Annotated in this window: 13 protein-coding genes and 1 other annotated feature; of the genes, 7 read left to right on the top strand and 6 right to left on the bottom strand. The window is 43.2% G+C overall.

Features of this window, described 5'->3' with window-relative positions; translation table 11 throughout:
* The first annotated feature begins 47 nt into the window (after positions 1–47).
* The gene (locus DVB69_RS12605; protein ID WP_116019454.1) at positions 48–527 is read left to right on the top strand and encodes a GAF domain-containing protein; all 480 of its coding nucleotides are present in this window, start codon (positions 48–50) and stop codon (positions 525–527) included.
* A 59-nt stretch (positions 528–586) separates the two neighbouring features.
* On the opposite strand, the gene DVB69_RS12600 is transcribed toward DVB69_RS12605, so the two are convergent.
* Together DVB69_RS12600 and DVB69_RS12595 are read right to left on the bottom strand one after the other, a co-directional pair.
* Positions 587–1,807: an aminotransferase class I/II-fold pyridoxal phosphate-dependent enzyme gene (locus tag DVB69_RS12600; RefSeq protein ID WP_116019453.1), complete on the bottom strand. Its 1,221-nt coding sequence runs from the start codon at positions 1,805–1,807 to the stop codon at positions 587–589.
* Positions 1,808–1,900: 93 nt separating this feature from the next.
* Positions 1,901–3,757: a sensor domain-containing diguanylate cyclase gene (locus DVB69_RS12595; RefSeq protein ID WP_158541089.1), complete on the bottom strand. Its 1,857-nt coding sequence runs from the start codon at positions 3,755–3,757 to the stop codon at positions 1,901–1,903.
* Positions 3,758–4,122: 365 nt separating this feature from the next.
* Here DVB69_RS12595 and rpsD point away from each other — a divergent pair, with 365 nt between their 5' ends.
* Positions 4,123–4,725 carry a 30S ribosomal protein S4 gene (gene rpsD, locus DVB69_RS12590; protein WP_116019451.1) on the top strand — a complete coding sequence of 201 codons (603 nt, stop codon included), beginning with the start codon at positions 4,123–4,125 and terminating at the stop codon, positions 4,723–4,725.
* An 890-nt stretch (positions 4,726–5,615) separates the two neighbouring features.
* Here rpsD and tyrS read toward each other — a convergent pair.
* On the bottom strand, positions 5,616–6,881 hold the full coding sequence (tyrS, locus tag DVB69_RS12585) for a tyrosine--tRNA ligase (RefSeq protein WP_116019450.1): 1,266 nt from the start codon (positions 6,879–6,881) through the stop codon (positions 5,616–5,618).
* 65 nt (positions 6,882–6,946) lie between these two features.
* Positions 6,947–7,145: a binding site (T-box leader), on the bottom strand.
* Between the two features lie 103 nt (positions 7,146–7,248).
* Here tyrS and DVB69_RS12580 point away from each other — a divergent pair.
* Positions 7,249–10,338, top strand: a complete 3,090-nt coding sequence (locus tag DVB69_RS12580) for a transglycosylase domain-containing protein (RefSeq protein WP_116019449.1) — start codon at positions 7,249–7,251, stop codon at positions 10,336–10,338.
* Positions 10,339–10,429: 91 nt separating this feature from the next.
* Here DVB69_RS12580 and acsA read toward each other — a convergent pair whose 3' ends face one another.
* Positions 10,430–12,148: an acetate--CoA ligase gene (acsA, locus tag DVB69_RS12575; protein WP_116019448.1), complete on the bottom strand. Its 1,719-nt coding sequence runs from the start codon at positions 12,146–12,148 to the stop codon at positions 10,430–10,432.
* A 176-nt stretch (positions 12,149–12,324) separates the two neighbouring features.
* Between acsA and DVB69_RS12570 the strand changes: the two genes are divergently transcribed.
* The 3 genes from DVB69_RS12570 to DVB69_RS12560 are packed head-to-tail and all read left to right on the top strand — an operon-like array spanning position 12,325 to position 14,786.
* A complete protein-coding gene (locus DVB69_RS12570) occupies positions 12,325–12,957 on the top strand; it encodes a GNAT family N-acetyltransferase (RefSeq protein WP_116019447.1) in 633 nt (210 codons plus the stop codon).
* A gap of 15 nt (positions 12,958–12,972) precedes the next feature.
* A complete protein-coding gene (locus tag DVB69_RS12565) occupies positions 12,973–13,623 on the top strand; it encodes an acetoin utilization AcuB family protein (protein ID WP_116019446.1) in 651 nt (216 codons plus the stop codon).
* The gene (locus DVB69_RS12560; protein ID WP_116019445.1) at positions 13,620–14,786 is read left to right on the top strand and encodes an acetoin utilization protein AcuC; all 1,167 of its coding nucleotides are present in this window, start codon (positions 13,620–13,622) and stop codon (positions 14,784–14,786) included. The genes DVB69_RS12565 and DVB69_RS12560 overlap by 4 nt, the downstream gene beginning before the upstream one ends.
* 97 nt (positions 14,787–14,883) lie before the next feature.
* On the opposite strand, the gene ccpA is transcribed toward DVB69_RS12560, so the two are convergent.
* Together ccpA and DVB69_RS12550 are read right to left on the bottom strand one after the other, a co-directional pair.
* The gene (ccpA, locus tag DVB69_RS12555) at positions 14,884–15,888 is read right to left on the bottom strand and encodes a catabolite control protein A (protein WP_116019444.1); all 1,005 of its coding nucleotides are present in this window, start codon (positions 15,886–15,888) and stop codon (positions 14,884–14,886) included.
* Between the two features lie 83 nt (positions 15,889–15,971).
* Positions 15,972–17,054: a bifunctional 3-deoxy-7-phosphoheptulonate synthase/chorismate mutase gene (locus DVB69_RS12550; RefSeq protein WP_116019443.1), complete on the bottom strand. Its 1,083-nt coding sequence runs from the start codon at positions 17,052–17,054 to the stop codon at positions 15,972–15,974.
* Positions 17,055–17,215: 161 nt separating this feature from the next.
* On the opposite strand from DVB69_RS12550, the gene DVB69_RS12545 reads away from it, so the two are divergent.
* On the top strand, positions 17,216–19,351 hold the full coding sequence (locus DVB69_RS12545; protein ID WP_233505399.1) for a cell division protein FtsA: 2,136 nt from the start codon (positions 17,216–17,218) through the stop codon (positions 19,349–19,351).
* The last annotated feature ends 27 nt before the right edge of the window (positions 19,352–19,378 follow it).

Raw genomic sequence — 19,378 nt, 5'->3', positions numbered from 1 at the left:
GATTATTACATCAACATATAAAACTATACAGAGATGAGGGAGCTATTATGTTCATGGGGATCGAGTATTCGAAGGATTCAGCAGAAAGTTATCGCCAACTTGCAGATCAGCTCCAACTTTTGTTAGACGGTGAAAAAAATCGCATTGCAAATTTAAGCAATGCTTCGGCTTTACTTAGTAATTTCCTGGATCGTACGAATTGGACAGGGTTTTATCTAATGGAGGAAGGTGAACTTGTCCTTGGACCATTCCAAGGGCTTCCTGCTTGCATTCGCATTCCGATGGGAAGAGGTGTTTGCGGAACTTCTGCGGAAAATAGAGAGACGCTCCTCGTTGAAGATGTGAACGCATTTGCAGGACATATTGCATGCGACTCCGCTTCCCAGTCTGAAATTGTAATTCCTCTTGTAAAGAATGATGAGCTCATCGGGGTATTGGATATAGATAGTCCGGAAATTGGACGCTTTTCCGAAGAGGATCGTGTCGGTCTTGAACAATTTGTAGAAGTTCTTTTGCGACACATTTAAGGTTGATTGATTCATAAAAAAGCAGCGGAGTCTATTCACTTCGCTGCTTTTTGTTTTCTCTATTGTGTTAAGTTTGATAAAGTCTGTTGCTCTTTAGCAACTTGCTGAAAAGCTTGATTCAAATCTCTGATGAGGTCATCAGCATGCTCTAATCCTGCTGACAATCGCAAGAGGCCATCGCTGATCCCCATTTTTTCACGATCCTCTGCGGGTACTCCTGAGTGTGTCATCGTTGTGGGATGTTGGATCAGCGTTTCTGCGTCTCCCAAGCTAACCGCAATTTTGATCAGGTTCAGATGATTCATAAACGCTTGGGCCACAGATTGCCCTCCTTTTATCGTAAAGGAGACAAGTCCTCCTCCTGCCGTCATTTGGTTCTTTGCAATTTCGACTTGAGGATTATTTTCATCGAATGGATAAAAGACCGCTTCCACCATGTCCTGAGTTTTCAAATAATCCGTTAAACGTGTCGCATTTTCGTTATGACGCTGCATTCGGACAGAAAGTGTTTTCAGCCCACGTATGAGTAACCACGCATCGAACGGTGACATGATGCCACCGTAATCTTTTTGTACACTTCCTCGAATTTGGTCCATTTCCTCTTTGTCTTTACCAATTAGTAAGCCGGCTATGACATCTCCATGCCCATTAATATATTTTGTTGCGCTATGCAATACAAAATCCGCTCCGAAGTCGATCGGGTTTTGCAAGTAAGGGGATGCAAACGTGTTATCAACGACGATTTTCAACTGGTGACGTTTTGCGACTGCAGCAACCGCTCGGAGATCCGCAAGTTCCATTGTTGGATTAATCGGCGACTCAATGTAGAGGCAGACAGTTGCAGGTGTTATAGCCGCTTCAATTTCCTCTTCTGTCCCCATGGAAGTCAAGCTATGTGTAATGTTATACTTTTGTTCCATGATCCCAAGAAGGCCAAAAGTACATCCGTAAATCCCACGTGAACAAACGATGTGATCCCCAGTTTTCGTCAAATGAGTAAGAATTGTACTAACCGCCGCCATTCCGGAACCGAAAGCAAGGGTACCTGCCCCTTTTTCAAGCATCGTCATTCGCTCTTCCAACACACGGACTGTCGGATTACCTAATCTCGAATAAATGCCACCCTCTTCTTCCCCTGCAAATCGTCTGGCTCCTTGCTCTGCCGTGTCAAATGCAAACGTCGATGTTTGGTATAAAGGGACTGCTAAACTCCCATGATGCGAACTACTGTCATAGCCTGTGTGAACCGTTGCCGTATCTTTATGAATTTTGTCATTCACAGTGAATCATCCACCTTTCACTTACAAAGTAAACGCTTACATTCATTGTATGCTTATCTGTTATAAAACTCAAAGAAAATCGGTACTTGCGCATCATTCCGCAATTACCGATTCGCTGACAATAATCCGATTTTTACCCCCTGATTTTGCTGAGTAAAGGGCTTCATCGGTATTTTGAAAGAGTTGCTGGTACGTTTCCTCTTTGGTTGATGGCTCCCATACGCTAACTCCAATTGAAACAGTCACAGATGGTTGCGTAATTCGAGGCATTTCAAGCAGCAACTGTTTTGCAAGCCGTTTGCCTTCTAAAAGGGTAGCACCTGGCAAGTAGACCGCAAATTCTTCACCACCCCAACGCCCAGCTATATCTTGATCTGTTATGCTCGACCTTAAAAGTTCAGCAGTTTGTTTTAACACAGAATCCCCAACAGCATGACCAAATTGATCGTTCACCTGTTTGAAATCATCTACGTCCAATAGAAGGAAAGCGCCTCCTATTCCTTTCTTAAACGCTGACAACATGTGCCGATCCAGATACCCTCTAGCATATAACCCCGTCATCTGATCTTTGTTCGCAAGGTTTTGTAACTTCTCACGGAGCGCGGAATTGGAAAGTGCGAGAGATGAGTGGCTAATAATCGCTTTCACTAGTTTGAAGTCTTCGAAAGTAAAATGGTACTTCTCGGTATGCATCAGCAACGTATATCCTGCAATTTTTTCAGAAATGACTATTGGCGCAATCAATAGTGAACGATATGGAGTAAACCCATCGATGTCCTCGTTCTTCAAATCCGCAATGAAAACCGCATCCTTTTCTTCTCTCACACGGCTTTCTGCATAATCCAAATAACGGCTTCCCACCTGCGTCAAAAAGTATGAAGTAGATTCTTTCGATAAAACAGGAGATTCCTGATCCCTGAAATATACAATTGCGACTTCTTCAGGTTCAAATGTTTCTTTGAGTCGATTGTTAATATACGTGATCATTTCTTCAAACGAGAGCCGTTCTGTAAGCTTTTTAGAAACTTCATTCACCAATTGCAATTCCTGGATCAACCGATGAGATTGGTCGTACAAGCTCGTATTTTCAATTGCATGGCCAGCACTTTCTGAAATAGTACGGACGAATTCTTTTTGCATAGGAGAAATTTTATAATGACAAGGCGCAGAAAGCTGGAGAATCCCATACGTCCCTTGCATCCCTTTTACGGGAGCACTAAGGATTTCAGCATCGTTTTCAGTATCTTTTCCAAGCGTCAATTCTCCTGATAAAAAGGCTTCCACAGTGGACGGAAGTTCATTGGAATAATTAAATAGACGATAGGTACAAGACGATGCTACCTGTTCTTGGGAAAGAATGAGTTCCACTTGAATCGGTTCAAGATTTTTAGAAACTGTGCTTACGAGCTGTGAATGGATTACCCCTAACTCCATTGTTGAGTTGAATGTTTGAGTTGCTTCGAGTAGCCTTTGATAATTTTGGGAATGTTTGTAGAGTGACTGATATCCTTTAATGGTTTCGATGAGCCTACCAAGCAGTAGTTGAAACTCCTTGAAGAATTCAGACGATGCAAACGCATGCCACTCATCTGTCGACTTCACAAGAACCATCGCAACGGGTTCCCTTTTCTCGTTACGAATCATTAACGTATCATCAGCAAAGTCTAACGAATCATCGCACTCAGAAAAAGCTCCCGACAACATCGGGGACGTTAGTGTCTCAACCACACCAACACCGCTCCTGCTATCTTGTTTCAGTAAGGATACCGCGGGATAGAATTGGTTCTCTTCATATAGAAAGAACTCAATTTTAGTGACATTAAAATGGGTTGTGAACAGTTCTTCAAACAGGCGGATGAATTCACTTTCTTTAAGGTTTTGCATCACGCCTACCATTAAATCCAGTAAGTTACTCTTAATCGATTCATACATTTGCTCATTTGTTTTCATATAGACACCCTCTATCATTCAGTAAAAACATTGAATAACTTATATTCATTTTATCGTATGATGACTCAAAATGCAACTTTGTGACTAGTCCAATGTATCCATTTTAATTGATTGTATCTAGAAGGTCTGAAGTCTCTCTCTTGAAATCACTTGACGAAGTTGTCCATTATTGATATGATAATCGTTGTGTAAAATAATTGCAGCAGTTGTGTGTTCTCTATTGCTCAGTCTGTTCCTCAATTTGAGGTGTATCCTGTAACCCTTGGCTGCAGAGGTGAAGATACATGAAAACAGAATGTCGTAGGGATTGAACGCATCTGGTCTTATTTTACAACAAAATAAAACCAACAGAGGAGGAGTCATTCATGGCTCGTTATACAGGTCCATCTTGGAAACAATCTCGTCGTCTTGGTATCTCACTAAGCGGCACAGGTAAAGAAATCGAAAAGCGTCCTTACGCTCCAGGTCAACACGGCCCGAACCAGCGTAAAAAACTTTCTGAATATGGTCTTCAACAACAAGAGAAACAAAAACTTCGCTTCATGTACGGTGTGAATGAACGTCAGTTCCGCACATTGTTCAACAAAGCAGGTAAAATGCAAGGAATCCACGGTGAGAACTTCATGATCCTTCTTGAAACTCGCTTGGACAACATCGTTTACCGTCTTGGTCTTGCTCGCACACGTCGTGCATCTCGCCAGCTTGTAAACCACGGTCACATCATGGTAGACGGTAAGCGCGTAGATATCCCATCTTACAGCGTGAAGCCAGGTCAAGAGATTTCTCTTCGTGAAAAATCACAAAACCTTGATATCGTTAACGAATCAATCGAAATCAACAGCTACGTACCTGAGTTCGTATCGTTCAACGCTGACACTAAAGTCGGTAGTTTCGTACGTCTTCCAGAGCGCAGCGAACTTGCTGCTGAAATCAACGAAGCTCTTATCGTTGAATTCTACTCACGTTAATATTGAGTTCACCTCCCTTCCGGATTTTCCGGAAGGGATTTTTTTGTTTGTTAAGTGCATTTTGGGATTATGATCACTTTCAGCCATTTATGAGCGGTTTCCCCGGGTTATGATCACTTTTCGCGATTTATGAGCGGTTCCCAAAGGTTATGATCACTTTTCACGTTTTACGAGCGGTTTCCCCGGGTTATGATCACTTTTCACGTTTTATGAGCGGTTCCCCAGGGTTATGATCACTTTTCACAATTTATGAGCGGTTCCCCAGGGTTTATGATCACTTTCAGCCATTTATGAGCGGTTTCCCAGGGTTATGATCACTTTCAGCCATTTATGAGCGGTTTCCCAGAGTTAAGATCACTTTTCACGTTTTACGAGCGGTTTCCCAGAGTTATGATCACTTTCCACGTTTTATGAGCGGTTCCCAAAAGTTATGATCACTTTCCACGTTTTATGAGCGGTTCCCAAAGGTTATGATCACTTCCCAAGTTTTATGAGCGGTTCCCCAGGGTTATGATCACTTTCAGCCATTTATGAGCGGTTTCCCTGGGTTATGATCACTTTCAGCCATTTATGAGCGGTTTCCCAGAGTTATGATCACTTTTCACAATTTATGAGCGGTTTCCCTTGGGGTATGATCACTTTTAGCGATTTATGAGCGGTTTCCCTTGGGGTATGATCACTTTCAGCCATTTATGAGCGCTTCCCCAAAGTTATGATCACTTCCCACGTTTTATGAGCGCTTTCCCAGAGTTATGATCCCCCCTCAAAGTTTATGAGCGCTTCCCCTGAGTTATGATCACTTCTCGCAATTTATGAGCGCATCTCCCACGCCCTCCTCTCTAACAAAAAAAGAGAAGGAGCTAGCTCCTTCTCTCTGTTTCTTGTGCAAATTAGCCAAACATAATCATTGTATACTTCTTCTTACCACGACGGACAATCGTAAATGCGTCTTCTAAACGGTCAGCCGCGTTAACGTCATGCGCTGTATCCGTTACTTTGTCGCCGTTCAATGAAATCGCGCCATTTGTTACATCCTCACGAGCTTGACGCTTAGAAGGGGATATCCCAGCTTCCACTAACAACTCAACGATATTATGATCTTCTTTCGACATCTCAAACGTAGGAACATCTTTAAATGCATCCTTCATTTCAGATGTCGTCAATTTCTTCAAATCTCCGCTGAATAGTGCTGCAGAAATACGGATTGCTTGATCGAGTGACTCTTGACCATGAATAAGGCGAGTCATTTCTTCAGCAAGTGTTTTCTGTGCTTTACGCAAATGTGGTTCATCCGCAACTGCACGCTCAAGTTCTTCAATTTCTGAACGATCTAAGAACGTGAAGATTTTCAAATAGTGTACAACATCCGCGTCCGTTGCATTGATCCAGAATTGGTAAAACTCATAAGGAGATGTCTTAGTCGCATCCAACCACACTGAGCCGCCAGCTGTCTTACCGAATTTCGTGCCGTCTGATTTCGTCACAAGTGGAATCGTAATACCGAAAGCCTTCGTTTCTTCCTCATGCGTCTTGCGAATGATTTCAAGTCCAGTCGTGATATTCCCCCACTGGTCAGATCCCCCGATTTGAACACGGCAACCGAAGTGATCATACAAATGGTTGAAGTCGATCCCTTGAATGAGCATGTATGTGAATTCTGTAAATGAAATCCCTGTTTCTAAACGGGACGCCACGTTTTCTTTCCCTAACATGTAATTCACATTCAACAATTTACCGTAGTCGCGCAAAAATCCAATCGCACTCATCGGACCCATCCAGTCTTTATTGTTGACGAGACGTGCCCCATTTTCATCCGCAAAATCGAACAAACGCTCAAGCTGAAGCTTTAAGCATTTTACGTTTTCATCTACTTGTGCTTCAGTTTGAAGTTGACGTTCATCCGCACGGAACGATGGATCCCCTATCATTCCTGTCGCACCGCCAATAAGTAGAATTGGACGATGACCATGAAGTTGGAATCGACGAAGTGTAAGAAGCGGAACGATGTGTCCAATATGCATGCTGTCAGCTGTCGGATCGACGCCGCAATAGAGTGATACTTTTTGCTCTTCCAGCAGTGTGGCCATCCCTTCCTCATCCGTTTGCTGATATAGCAAGCCTCTCCATTTTAAATCCTCTAATAAGTTTACCGTCATGTAACTTCCTCCTCCATTTTTGCTTCACAAGCACAAAAAGTCCCTACACGATCTGAAATAGATCATGCAGGGACGCTAATTGTACATGTAAGCGCGGTACCACCCAGCTTGAGATAATTATCTCCGCTTTTTTAGCAATAACGCCGCTATCCGCGCAACACTCCGAAGTTGTAATTCGTAAACAGGATACCGAGCAGCTTCCACCAACCGCTGCCTCTCTATGCGGATCACCTGCCACTACTGCGGCTTCTTCACTGTGAAGAGTAACTACACCATATTGTAGTCGAAAATGGAAATTTGTCAAACTAATTCAGTCCATGCCTATTAGAATATGATATAATTAATTAGATTTTTAGGAGGGAACGAATTGACAAAACAGGACAAAAAACGTGTTGATGAACTTGAAGATAAATTCGAAGCGATCAAGAAAACCAAATGGGCAAAAAATACCCGGATTGCCTCAGGCGTCATCTGGAATCTCTTTTTGCTTTTCTTAGTTATCGGTTTGACGTTAACGGTTTTCGGCGCTTCCGTAGGGGCAGGTTATTTTGCTTCGCTTGTTGAAAAGGAACCACTTCGTTCCAAACAAGAAATGCGCAGTGAAATTTTAAGTTATGAAGAAACATCCGAAATCTATACGAATGGAAAGTATTTAAGGAAAGTTCGGGCTGACATTGACAGGAAAGAAGTCAAACTCGAGGATGTATCTCCTTATATTATCAATGCCGTTTATGCGACAGAAGATGAATACTTTAACACTCATAACGGGATTGTCCCAAAAGCGGTTTTCCGTGGGCTTTTCCAAGATGTCACTAATTCCGACAATCAAACTGGCGGATCTACACTTACACAACAACTCATTAAAAACCAGATTCTAACCAATGAAATCTCCTATGAGCGTAAAGCGAAAGAACTCTTGCTTGCGATGCGTTTAGAGCATTTCATGACTAAGAATGAAATACTCGAAGCTTACTTGAATATTATTCCATACGGCCGTAATTCTAATGGCGGAAACGTGGCTGGAATTGAAGCTGCCGCTGAAGGGATTTTCAATAAAACTGCTAAAGAATTGAACCTGGCTCAAGCTGCTTACATAGCAGGGATTCCACAGGCCCCTTTCGCCTATACTCCTTTTTATAACGGATCCAACGGGTTGAAAGATGAAAAAGGATTAAAACCTGGCATCAATCGCATGAAAACTGTATTATTCCGAATGAGAGAAACAGAATACATTACCGAAAAAGAATATAATGAAGCCATTGCTTACGATATTACAAAGGACTTCAGAACTGCAGCCCCTGCCCCAAAGAGCAGAGATGAATTTTTAACGGATGAAATACAGCGTAGCACAATTGCCATTCTCGCTGATAAAATTGCAGAAGAAGATGGCATAGATGCTGACCGATTAGTAGAAGATAAAAAACTCAAAACGAAATATGAAATTTTAGCAGAGCGATCCATGAGAAATGATGGTTTCCGTATTTATTCGACCGTAGATTTGCAACTCTATAATGCCATGAACGATGTTGCGGAGAACTTCACTCAGTATGGGTTCACTTTCACACAAGATTCTACTAACAAACAGACTGGTGAAAAGAAATCAGAGAAAATGCCAGTGCAAGTCGGTGCAACGTTATTGGACAATAAGACAGGAAAAATCTTAGCCTTTGTGGGTGGTCGAGACCATGAGTTAGAAGCGACGAATCACGCAACTCAAACAATCCGACAGCCCGGATCTACCATCAAGCCTTTACTTGTCTACGCACCTGCTATTGAGTATGGGGTCATCGGTGCAGGAAGCCCGGTTGTCGATGTGAAATTTAAAGCTGGATCTTATTCTCCTGCGAACTTCATCCCGACTCAAGAGCTAGGCATCATTTCAGCTCGCCAAGCACTTACGACTTCACAAAACCTAGCGGCACTTCGTCTCTATAGTCAGATTATCGATCGACGTCCCGCTGAGTTTTTGGAGAAAATGGGTTATACGAGCCTAGTAAAAGGTGATTATGAAAACCTATCTGCTGCCTTGGGTGGGTTGAGGTATGGAGGTACTGTGCAAGAAAATACAAGCGCCTATTCCACACTTGCAAATGGTGGACAACACGTAGATCCTTACATTGTTGATAAGATAGAAGATAGTAGCGGTAAAATTATTTACCAACATAAAGTTGAACCTGAACAGGTATTCAGCCCGCAAACTGCATACATTGTGACAGATATGCTTCGTGATGTAGCATCCAGCGGTACAGCAAAAGTAATGAAAAGCAAACTGAATTTCAATGTCGATATTGCAGCAAAAAGTGGTACGACGAACTCATTCAGTGACGCATGGCTACTTGGTTATAATCCTAACGTTTCTCTTGGTGTGTGGCTTGGCTATAAGTACCAGACCAAATCTCTAGAAAGTCCAGGAAATGCACAATATGGAACCGCAAGTTCACGTACAAACGCTTTATATGCACAACTCATGAATGCCATCAACGAGGCACGACCTGACACGGTTGGTCAAAATGTTCGTTTCCAACAGCCACAAGGCGTTGTAAACCGCTCATTCTGTGGAATTTCTGGTCTTGCGCCGTCAGCTGCATGTTCAGCTGCAGGTTTGGTCCGCTCTGATCTATTCAATGCGAATGTCATGCTCCCTAACAAACCGGATGACAGTATCATTTCATCATCTTCTGTATCTGTTAAAGGAACTAGATATGCCGCATTGCCTTCAACGCCTTCTGAGTTCATTACAGCTGGTGGCGTAGGGGTTAATCAAGAATTCATCAAACGGATGCTTGGACCTCTTGGTGGAGATGCATCTAAGTTATTCCCAACAAAATCACTATTTGCATCCCGCGTTGTATCGGGTGCAATCTTCCCTGCCGACAGTGTAGCGCCAGCAGGTGTGGCCGCTTCGCAGAATGGTTCTGTATTGACTTGGAGCGCTTCACCGTCAAATGATGTCATTGGATATTATGTCTACAATGGCGGAACGCGTGTAGGGACAATCCGAGATGGTCAGTCACTTTCTTTCCCTATAGGAAGAGGAACCTATACGGTACGAGCTGTAGATATAACGGGATTGACTTCCGCGGCTTCAAACGCAGTCACGACTGGGGCCGAACCACCTAAAACGGAAACACCGGACGACTCAAATAGTGGGTCAGGAGATAGTGGTGGCAATACAGGAACGACACCTCCAGATTCAAACACGGGAACAGATAACAAACCGAAACCCCCTGCTAACGGTGGCGGAGATGAGAAACCGAAGCCACCGGCAAATGGCGGTGGGGATGGGAAACCAAAACCACCTGCTAATGGTGGAGGCGACGGGAAACCGAAACCCCCTGCTAACGGTGGAGGCGATGGGAAACCGAAGCCCCCTGCTAACGGTGGCAACGATGGAAAACCGAAGCCCCCTGCTAACGGTGGGGATGGTGGCGGTGAGGGCGATTCAGACGGTGACTAACCATTACCGTCCTTTGCTTTTAATACAATCCAACCAAAAGAAAAAGCTGGACAGTACCCATTTACGGGTAACTGACCAGCTTTTTTTGTTTTCAGTCTTCCATAGTCGACAAATCACCTGTCGGTAAATCGAGTTCCCATGCTTTGAGCACACGTCTCATAATTTTACCGCTTCGTGTCTTAGGAAGCTTATCCTTGAACTCAATTTCTCTTGGAGCTGCATGACCCGCCAGCTCTTTTTTCACGAATTGACGAATCTCTTCTTTCAGTTCATCTGTCGGCTCATATCCATCATGTAATGCGATGAACGCCTTAATGATTTCTCCGCGAACCGGATCTGGCTTACCGATAACGCCTGCTTCTACAATCGCTGGGTGCTCAATCAATTTACTTTCAATTTCAAATGGACCTACCCGTTCCCCGCTTGTCATGATGACATCGTCCACACGACCTTGGAAGAAGAAGTAACCATCCTCATCCATATATGCTGAATCCCCTGATACATACCATTCCCCGTTCAAGAAGTACGAATCATACTTTTCAGGGTTATTCCAGATGGCTCTCATCATGGCTGGCCATCCTTTTTTCAGCGCTAAGTTCCCCATTCTATTAGGAGGAAGTACATTCCCTTGGTCATCAACAATAGCTGCTTCAACACCTGGTACCGGCTTCCCCATCGAACCTGGCTTCAGTGGCAGTGAGCCAAAGTTACAAATCATCTGAGCGCCTGTTTCGGTCATCCACCATGTATCATGGATTCTCATATTAAAGATTTCCATTCCCCAGCGGACGACTTCAGGATTCAAAGGCTCTCCGACAGATAAAATGTGACGGAGTGACGAAAGATCGTGCCCTTCCATTGCAGCACTTCCTGCCCCCATCAGCATACGGAAAGCGGTCGGTGCGCTATACCAGACAGTTACCCCAAACTCTTCAATAGCCCCATACCAGCTATCTGTAGAGAAACGGCCCCCGACAATCAGATTTGTTGCCCCTGCTAGTAATGGACCAAAAATTCCATAAGCCGTACCCGTTACCCAACCCGGGTCAGCTGTACACCAAAACACATCTTCTTCTCGAAGATCGAGTACCCACTTAGCAGTTTGAAGTTGCTGAACCATTGCTTCCTGTACATGCAAGACCCCTTTAGGTTTGCCTGTAGACCCTGAGGTATAGTGCAACAAAGTCGGTGATTCACGTTCTAACCACTCCACTTCGAAGTCCTTGGATGATTTTTCAAAATGCTTACTGAAACTGATTATTTTGCCTTCTTCTGTCACATCGTCCCCCACGACGAAAACAGTTTCGAGATTCGGCAAACGATCCACTGGAATACGATCCACAAGTTCCGGTGTCGTTACGATCGCTTTTGCATCGCTGTCGTCTAATCGATCATAGACAGCACCTTCCATGAATGCCTCGAATAGCGGCCCAACAATTGCACCGATTTTCAAAGCGCCCAAGAGTGCAAAATATAATTCAGGCGAACGCGGCATGAAGACGAAAATCCGATCACCTTTCTCCAATGTCGAGTAGTTTTTTAATACATTTGCAGCTTTGTTGGAGTTTTTCTTTAAATCTCCGAATGTATAGGTCTCGTTGCGTGAACCATCTTTATAGTAGAGTGCAACTTTGTTTTTGCGGAAAGAATCGGCATGTCGATCGACCGCTTCATGCGCAATATTTACTTTTCCCGTTTCATACCAGCTAAAAGCTTTTTCAGCTTCTTTCCAATCAAAAGTAGCCACCAACTTGTCATAGTCTTGCATTTGATAATCGGACTGTAAAGCCGGAATTGTTTTTAAAACCATAACAGAACCCCCTTAAATATGTACTAACACTTTTATTCTACATGAACTCCTCTTAAACTGGCAAACAAATAGTACTTTTCCGACAGTTCTTTGTTTTGTAAGAATTATCACCAAAATACACGTACATTTCATGTATACTGAAAGCAGATGGATATCAGTTAAAGGCGGTGAAATGATTGGAACATGTAAAAACCTATAATGCTTTGAAATTGAAGCATAGAAATGGGGATCTCATTATTGAAGGACCTATTCGTACTTTGGATCTCGAAAATTATACATTTCATGAAGGATTAGTAGCATTCAGAGCCCCTGCTCAACAACATAAAGCGCTAATTAGTATCTCTAAGCTACCTGAAGGACGAATAATTGTTGCGCGGAGTCAAGATCAGATCGTTGGATATGTGACCTACTTGTATCCTGATCCACTTGAACGATGGTCTGAAGGTAAAATTGAAAACTTGATTGAATTAGGAGCGATTGAGGTCATTGCAAAGTATCGGGGTGGCGGTGTCGGAAAAGCGTTACTGGAAGTCTCGATGATGGATGATGCAATGGAAGACTATATTGTCATAACTACTGAATACTATTGGCATTGGGATTTGAAAGAGACGAAGCTCAACGTATGGGAATACCGAAAAGTCATGGAAAAAATGATGAAGCACGGTGGACTTGAATATTTCGCGACAGATGACCCAGAAATTTGTTCTCATCCTGCAAATTGCTTAATGGCTCGAATCGGCAAGCGTATCGTGCAAGAGGATGTCCAACGCTTCGATAGCCTACGATTAAAAAACAGATTCCTGTATTAAGAAAGAAGGGTTCCTATGTTAATCGAAGAAATTATGAAAACTGAAGTCCTAACATTAACACCGGATCATACTGTAAAGGATGCTGCAGATTTAATGAGATCACGCCACATCCGCCATCTTCCCATTGTCGTTCAGGACAATCAGCTTGTTGGAATTGTGACCGATCGAGATTTGAAAGAAATCATTCCCTACGGAAATCAGAAGACAGAAGATATTATTGCGGCATATGAAATGCTTCTTTCTGAGTGTATGGTCAAGAATCCTACTATCGGACATCCCATGGACTTTGTGGAAGAGTCTGCGTTAGTTTTTTATCACAACAAGATTGGTTGTCTCCCAATCGTTTCCAACCAGAAGCTGGTTGGAATTATTACAGAAACAGATTTGTTGTATAAATACATAGAACTGACAGGTGCACATCAGCCGGGTTCTCAAATCGAAGTCCGTGTTCCTAACATCCCTGGAATTCTTTACGAAGTTTCTAAAGTTTTTAATGAATTTCAAACGAATGTACAAAGTGTCCTTGTCTATCCAGACAAAGAAAATGAGGCTAATAAAATCCTAGTGATCCGCATTAAGACGATGAATCCTCTTCCAATTATAGAAGGTCTAAAGGGGCGTGGATTTGACGTTCTTTGGCCGAACTTTCCAGGGGCAGAAGTATGAAAAAGGATGCCGTATTCATCTTTTCGGAAGATCAGCTAGGTTATTCATTTTCAGACACACATCCTTTTAATCAAAAAAGAATCGTCTTAACCCTTGATTTACTAAAAGAGATGCACGCGATAACAGAGGAAGATATTGTCCCACCTCGCATTGCAACGGATGAAGAATTACTATTAGTTCATGAGCCTAAGTTTGTCGAGATGGTAAAAAAGGCAGGAAAAGGTGAAGTGGGATCTGAAGTAGGAAGTGTTTACGGGATAGGGACAGAAGATACTCCTATTTTCCCAAATATGCATGAAGCAAGCGCCATGCTTGTTGGTGGCACGCTGACAGCTGTCGATGAAGTGATGCAAAATCGTGCTGGTTATGCGCTAAATCTAGGCGGTGGTCTCCATCATGGTTTCCAAGGGAAAGCTTCGGGATTTTGCGTGTATAATGATAGCTCAGTTGCAATCCGTTATTTACAAAAAAACTATGATGCACGAGTACTTTATATCGATACAGACGCTCACCATGGAGATGGGGTTCAATGGACATTTTATGATGACCCCGACGTTTGCACGTTTTCCATCCATGAAACTGGACGTTATCTATTCCCAGGAACTGGACACGTAACTGAGCGTGGGAACGGTCAAGGGTATGGGACTTCGTTCAACTTTCCAATCGATGCTTTCACAGAGGACGAATCTTTTTTAACCATTTATAAAACCGCTTTCCGAGAAGTAATCGAATGGTTCAAACCAGATGTAATTTTGACACAAAATGGTGCAGATGCTCATTACTTTGATCCGTTAACTCATTTGTATGGCACAATGGAAATCTACAAAGAGATTCCGAGAATCGCCCGTGAACTCGCTGATGAGTATTGCGAAGGACGATGGATTGCAGTAGGGGGTGGCGGTTATGATATATGGCGGGTCGTTCCTCGTGCGTGGTCTCATATCTGGTATGCGATGAAGAAACTTCCAGCACCGACAGGACCCCTTCCGAAAGAGTGGCTTATCCGGTGGCAGCCGGAGGCCCCTGTCCCTCTCATCGAAACGTGGGAAGATCCGAGCCCCTTATATAAACCGATTCCCAGAAAAGCAGAAATCGAAGAGAAGAATGCACAAGTTATGGATCGTTCACTACATTACATACGAAGTGAGCAACACCCACGTTAGACTGTCATTACACTTATTTCTATTGACAAAGCAAAAGCAGAGTGGAGATATCTCCACTCTGCTTTTACTTTGTGTTGTCACACCTATTTAATCTACATCATTTACTCCGTACAGAATCTCGATACTCCAATTGGTATGGCAATACCACTTGCTTTTGGTCAACTTCTTCGCCATTCATCAATTTCGTTAAGAGTCTCATTGACACGGCTCCTAAATCATACAATGGCACACGAATAGCCGTTAACTGAGGACGCACTGCTCTCGCAAGAATAGAGTGTTGGAAACAGATTAGCTCGACATCATTCGGTACCGTAAGCCCTGCATCGCGTATTCCATTCATTAAACCAACAGCAATTTCGTCATTCCCTGCAAAAACGGCTGTAGGAGGTTCGGGTAACTTCTTTAAACGATTCCATACTTCGTATGCGTCATCGTATGTATTATCCGTTTCAACAATATACCCGTCAGGAATTGATAAACCTGCTTCAGCCATTGCTTCCTCATACCCCGTCTTCTTAGAAAGCCGATTAATGTCCCGGCTAAATGGCCCGGAAATGAACGCAATGAGTTTATGGTTATTTTCAATCAGCTCATTCACCGCAGTGTGTGCGGCTTCCTTATTTTCGATATTCACAGTCGGAAAATCGAACTCAGAATCCAACGTCCCCGCTAACACAATGGGGATGTTTGCAGAATTCATTTCCTTCCGCACATCATCCGAAATCGAGTCGCTCATGAATATTAACCCATCCACTTGCTTTCCTAAATGGTCCTCGATTAGTTCCATTTCACGAAGAGTACGCTTATCCGAATTGGAAAGAATAATGTTGTACTCGTACATTGTCGCAACATCTGCTATTCCCCTAGAGAGTTCCGCGTAATAACTTTTTGAAATATCCGGTACGATCACACCTACAGTTGTCGTTTTTCTGCTGGCGAGGCCGCGTGCTACAGCATTGGGCCGATAGCCGAGCCGTTCAATGCATGCTGTTACCTTCTTACGCGTTGCTGGTTTCACGTTGGGATTACCATTGACCACTCGTGATACAGTAGCCATTGAGACGTTCGCTTCTCGAGCCACGTCATAAATTGTTACCGCCATACTGACCTCCCCTTTCTCTGTCTTTTTTATCTTTCTTACCTAGTATACCAAAACGCCGGAGCGATGTAAGCTCCGGCGAAAAATTATACAATTTGATGTGTATTCATGAATCGTTGCATTTCTTGGTAGAACTCGTCAAATTGTTCGATGTTCATTTGTTGAGCTGAGTCAGACAAGGCAACTGCCGGATCTGGATGCACTTCAGCCATAACACCATCTGCCCCTACAGCGATTGCTGCTTTAGCCGTTGGAATTAGAAGATCTTTTCTACCTGTAGAGTGAGTAACGTCAACAAATACAGGTAGATGAGTTTCTTGTTTTAAAATTGGAACAGCAGAAATATCTAATGTATTGCGAGTCGCACGCTCGTAAGTTCGAATGCCTCGCTCACAAAGAATAATTTGTGTATTCCCCTTCGACATAATGTATTCTGCTGCGTGAATGAATTCATCGATCGTTGCAGCCAATCCACGTTTTAGCAAAACTGGTTTGTTTGCTTTTCCTGCTTCTTTAAGAAGCTCGAAGTTTTGCATATTCCGCGCACCTATTTGAATGACATCTATATAGTCAAGCGCCTCTTCCAAATGAGAAGGTGTAATAATTTCCGTCACAATGGACAAGCCCGTCTCATCAGAAACACGCTTCAAAATCTTCAATCCTTCCAATCCTAATCCTTGGAAGTCGTAAGGTGATGTACGCGGCTTATATGCGCCACCTCGCATCATTGTAAGTCCTTTTGCCTTAATAGACTCGGCAACTGCCAAAACTTGTTCATAAGATTCTACAGCACATGGCCCAAATACAAATGAAGGTGTTCCATTCCCTATTTTTTCACCGTTAATGTCGACGATTGTATCCTCTGCTTTTCGTTTGCGTGAAACGAGAAGTACCTTTTTCTGTTCGTCTTCTTGAATTTCAAGTGCGGACATGAAAATACCTTTGAATACCTGTTCCAGAATACCATTTGGAATGGGTCCGTTGTTCACGTCCTTCAAGAAATCTAACATTTCTCTTTCTCGGACCGGATCATAACGATTAACACCTTGTTTTTCTTTTACTTTACCTATTTCTTGCACTACAGCAGTACGATCATTAATGAGTTCCAAAATCTTTACGTTCAGTTCAGTTACCTGAGACCGCAGTTCTTCCAAATCATGTTGGCGCATAATCATTCTCCTCCCCATTCATAGCATTCCCTTTTCGCAACGGAGAATGTATGGTACATTTTATAATAATAGACCTAGTATAATGAACCTTAGTTGAAATGTCACGCTATTTCGCTAAATTGTCATATATAATATATCGGAAAGACTTAGGAGGTACTAATGTGGCGCCTTTATTTGCACTTGATATCGGGACACGTTCCGTTGTCGGAATTATATTGGAAGAAGTCAGTTCAGGATATCATGTCGTTGATCTTGAAGTAATTGAACATAAAGAGCGCTCCATGATTGATGGACAAATACATAACATAGTCAGTGTGGCCTCAGTGATTGAGCAAATGAAAACCTTGCTTGCAGAACGACACGGACCTTTGAAAAAGGTAAGTGTCGCAGCTGCTGGACGAGCGTTGAAAACCGCCACTGGAAAAATGTCAGTGGATATCACAGAGCATGCGCTCATCAATATAGAAGACATTAATAGATTAGAACTCGGAGCCGTCCAAAAAGCGCAGCAAGAGTTACTCTCTTCAGACGCAAACACAACAGAGAACCAATATTATTGTGTGGGATACTCCGTACTTCACTACCTTTTGGATGATGAAGAGATCGGTAGTTTGATTGACCAAACTGGCCGCTCTGCCAGTGTGGAAGTCATCGCCACGTTCTTACCTAGGGTCGTCGTGGAATCCCTGCTTTCAGCTCTTAAACGAGCAGATTTGGAAATGGAAGCACTGACCCTTGAACCGATTGCTGCAATCAACGTCCTGATCCCGCAATCGATGAGACGTTTAAATGTAGCTTTAGTCGACATTGGTGCTGGGACTTCGGATATTGCACTTACTAATCATAACACGGTTTCTGCATTCGGCATGGTTCCAGTGGCTGGGGATGAAATAACTGAAGCCTTGAGTTCCAGCTATTTGTTGGACTTTCCTGAAGCGGAACGCGTAAAGCGATTGTTATTCAACGAAGACTCTGTCGTCATGAATGATATTCTAGGATTTGAACAACAATTTCCTACACAAGAAGTCATCCAAACGATTATGTCAGCAATTGATCGACTTGCAGAGTCCATTGCCAATGAAATCAAGCGGCTAAACAATACGTCCCCTCAAGCAGTCATGCTAGTAGGAGGTGGTAGCTTAACCCCCGCTTTGACGAATAAGCTCAGCGCCGCCCTAGACCTCCCTTTACAACGGGTGGCAGTCAGGGGACTTGATGCGCTGTCTGAAGTGACACTGGCCGATCATATTATCTCTTCCCCTGCACTGGTCACGCCAATAGGAATTGCAATTGCCGCAAAACGCGCACCGATTCAATACATGTCCGTGACAGTGAACGATAAAATGATCCGACTCTTTGAGTTAAAGGAAATGACGGTAGGCGACGCCCTTCTTGCAGCAGGCATCAAAGCTAGACAGTTATATGGAAAGCCTGGACTCGCGTTGCGTTTCACTCTGAATGGACAGGAGATCACATTACCAGGTAGTCACGGAACCCCTTCTGTTATTCTTAAAAATGGAAAAACCGTCAGTTCAAAAGATCAGATAGGTAACGGAGATTCCATTCAACTCATACTAGGAGAAGATGGACACTCTGCACAGGCTGTTATTGCAGATGTAACTGAATTAAATGTGGAAGCTATTTCTGTGAAGATTAATAGACAAACGGTTGTATTGAAAACTGAAGTAATCGTGAATAATGAGTATCAAGATATTCAAACAGCAATTCAAGATCGAGACGATATCAAGGTACATCGACCGGTGACGCTGCGAGACGCCTTACACGTTCTAAATGAAGGCAGCAACAACACCCAGGGTTCATTACAAGCTGTCATGTTGAATGGTAAGCGAGTTCACCTAAAATCCAAGCCTCCTGTCTATTCTCGAAATGGATTGCCCATTTCACTCACATCACAAGTGGCGCATGGCGATCACATTACAAGTGAACAAAAGACACTGACAACGGTTGAAGATGTTGTACATGAATTAGGAATTCAATTGACGGAGCAGCTAACCGTTGCTTTCAACGGAAAGCACGTGACCATTAGGAAACCTCGGTTCTCCATCATGCTGAATGACAAATCCGTTGAGCCTACAGCTCAGATTACAGAGGATGACGAGTTGAAGGTGACACCTTCTACTGGTCAGCCGATTACATTTAGTGACGTTTTTGCGTTTGTCGATTATCAACTGCCAACCGGTTCCGCGATCTCCTATAAGCTACTTCGCAACAAACAGCCGATACAATTTTATGATCAGCTGTTTGGAGGAGACGATTTAGAAATTTTAATTACGTGAAAAAGCCATTCAGCGTGTAATACGCTG

Source organism: Sporosarcina sp. BI001-red (genome assembly GCF_003384035.1).
Taxonomy (GTDB): Bacteria; Bacillota; Bacilli; order Bacillales_A; family Planococcaceae; genus Sporosarcina.
The sequence above is the reverse complement of the archived record's forward strand: the minus strand, read 5'-3'. Positions and strand labels throughout refer to the sequence as shown.

Coding starts and splice junctions, on each gene's coding strand:
- DVB69_RS12605 (WP_116019454.1), top strand. CDS start 48: ATGTTCATGGGGATCGAGTATTCGAAGGATTCAGCAGAAAGTTATCGC.
- DVB69_RS12595 (WP_158541089.1), bottom strand. CDS start 3,757: ATGAAAACAAATGAGCAAATGTATGAATCGATTAAGAGTAACTTACTG.
- rpsD (WP_116019451.1), top strand. CDS start 4,123: ATGGCTCGTTATACAGGTCCATCTTGGAAACAATCTCGTCGTCTTGGT.
- tyrS (WP_116019450.1), bottom strand. CDS start 6,881: ATGACGGTAAACTTATTAGAGGATTTAAAATGGAGAGGCTTGCTATAT.
- acsA (WP_116019448.1), bottom strand. CDS start 12,148: ATGGTTTTAAAAACAATTCCGGCTTTACAGTCCGATTATCAAATGCAA.
- DVB69_RS12565 (WP_116019446.1), top strand. CDS start 12,973: ATGTTAATCGAAGAAATTATGAAAACTGAAGTCCTAACATTAACACCG.
- DVB69_RS12560 (WP_116019445.1), top strand. CDS start 13,620: ATGAAAAAGGATGCCGTATTCATCTTTTCGGAAGATCAGCTAGGTTAT.
- ccpA (WP_116019444.1), bottom strand. CDS start 15,888: ATGGCGGTAACAATTTATGACGTGGCTCGAGAAGCGAACGTCTCAATG.
- DVB69_RS12550 (WP_116019443.1), bottom strand. CDS start 17,054: ATGCGCCAACATGATTTGGAAGAACTGCGGTCTCAGGTAACTGAACTG.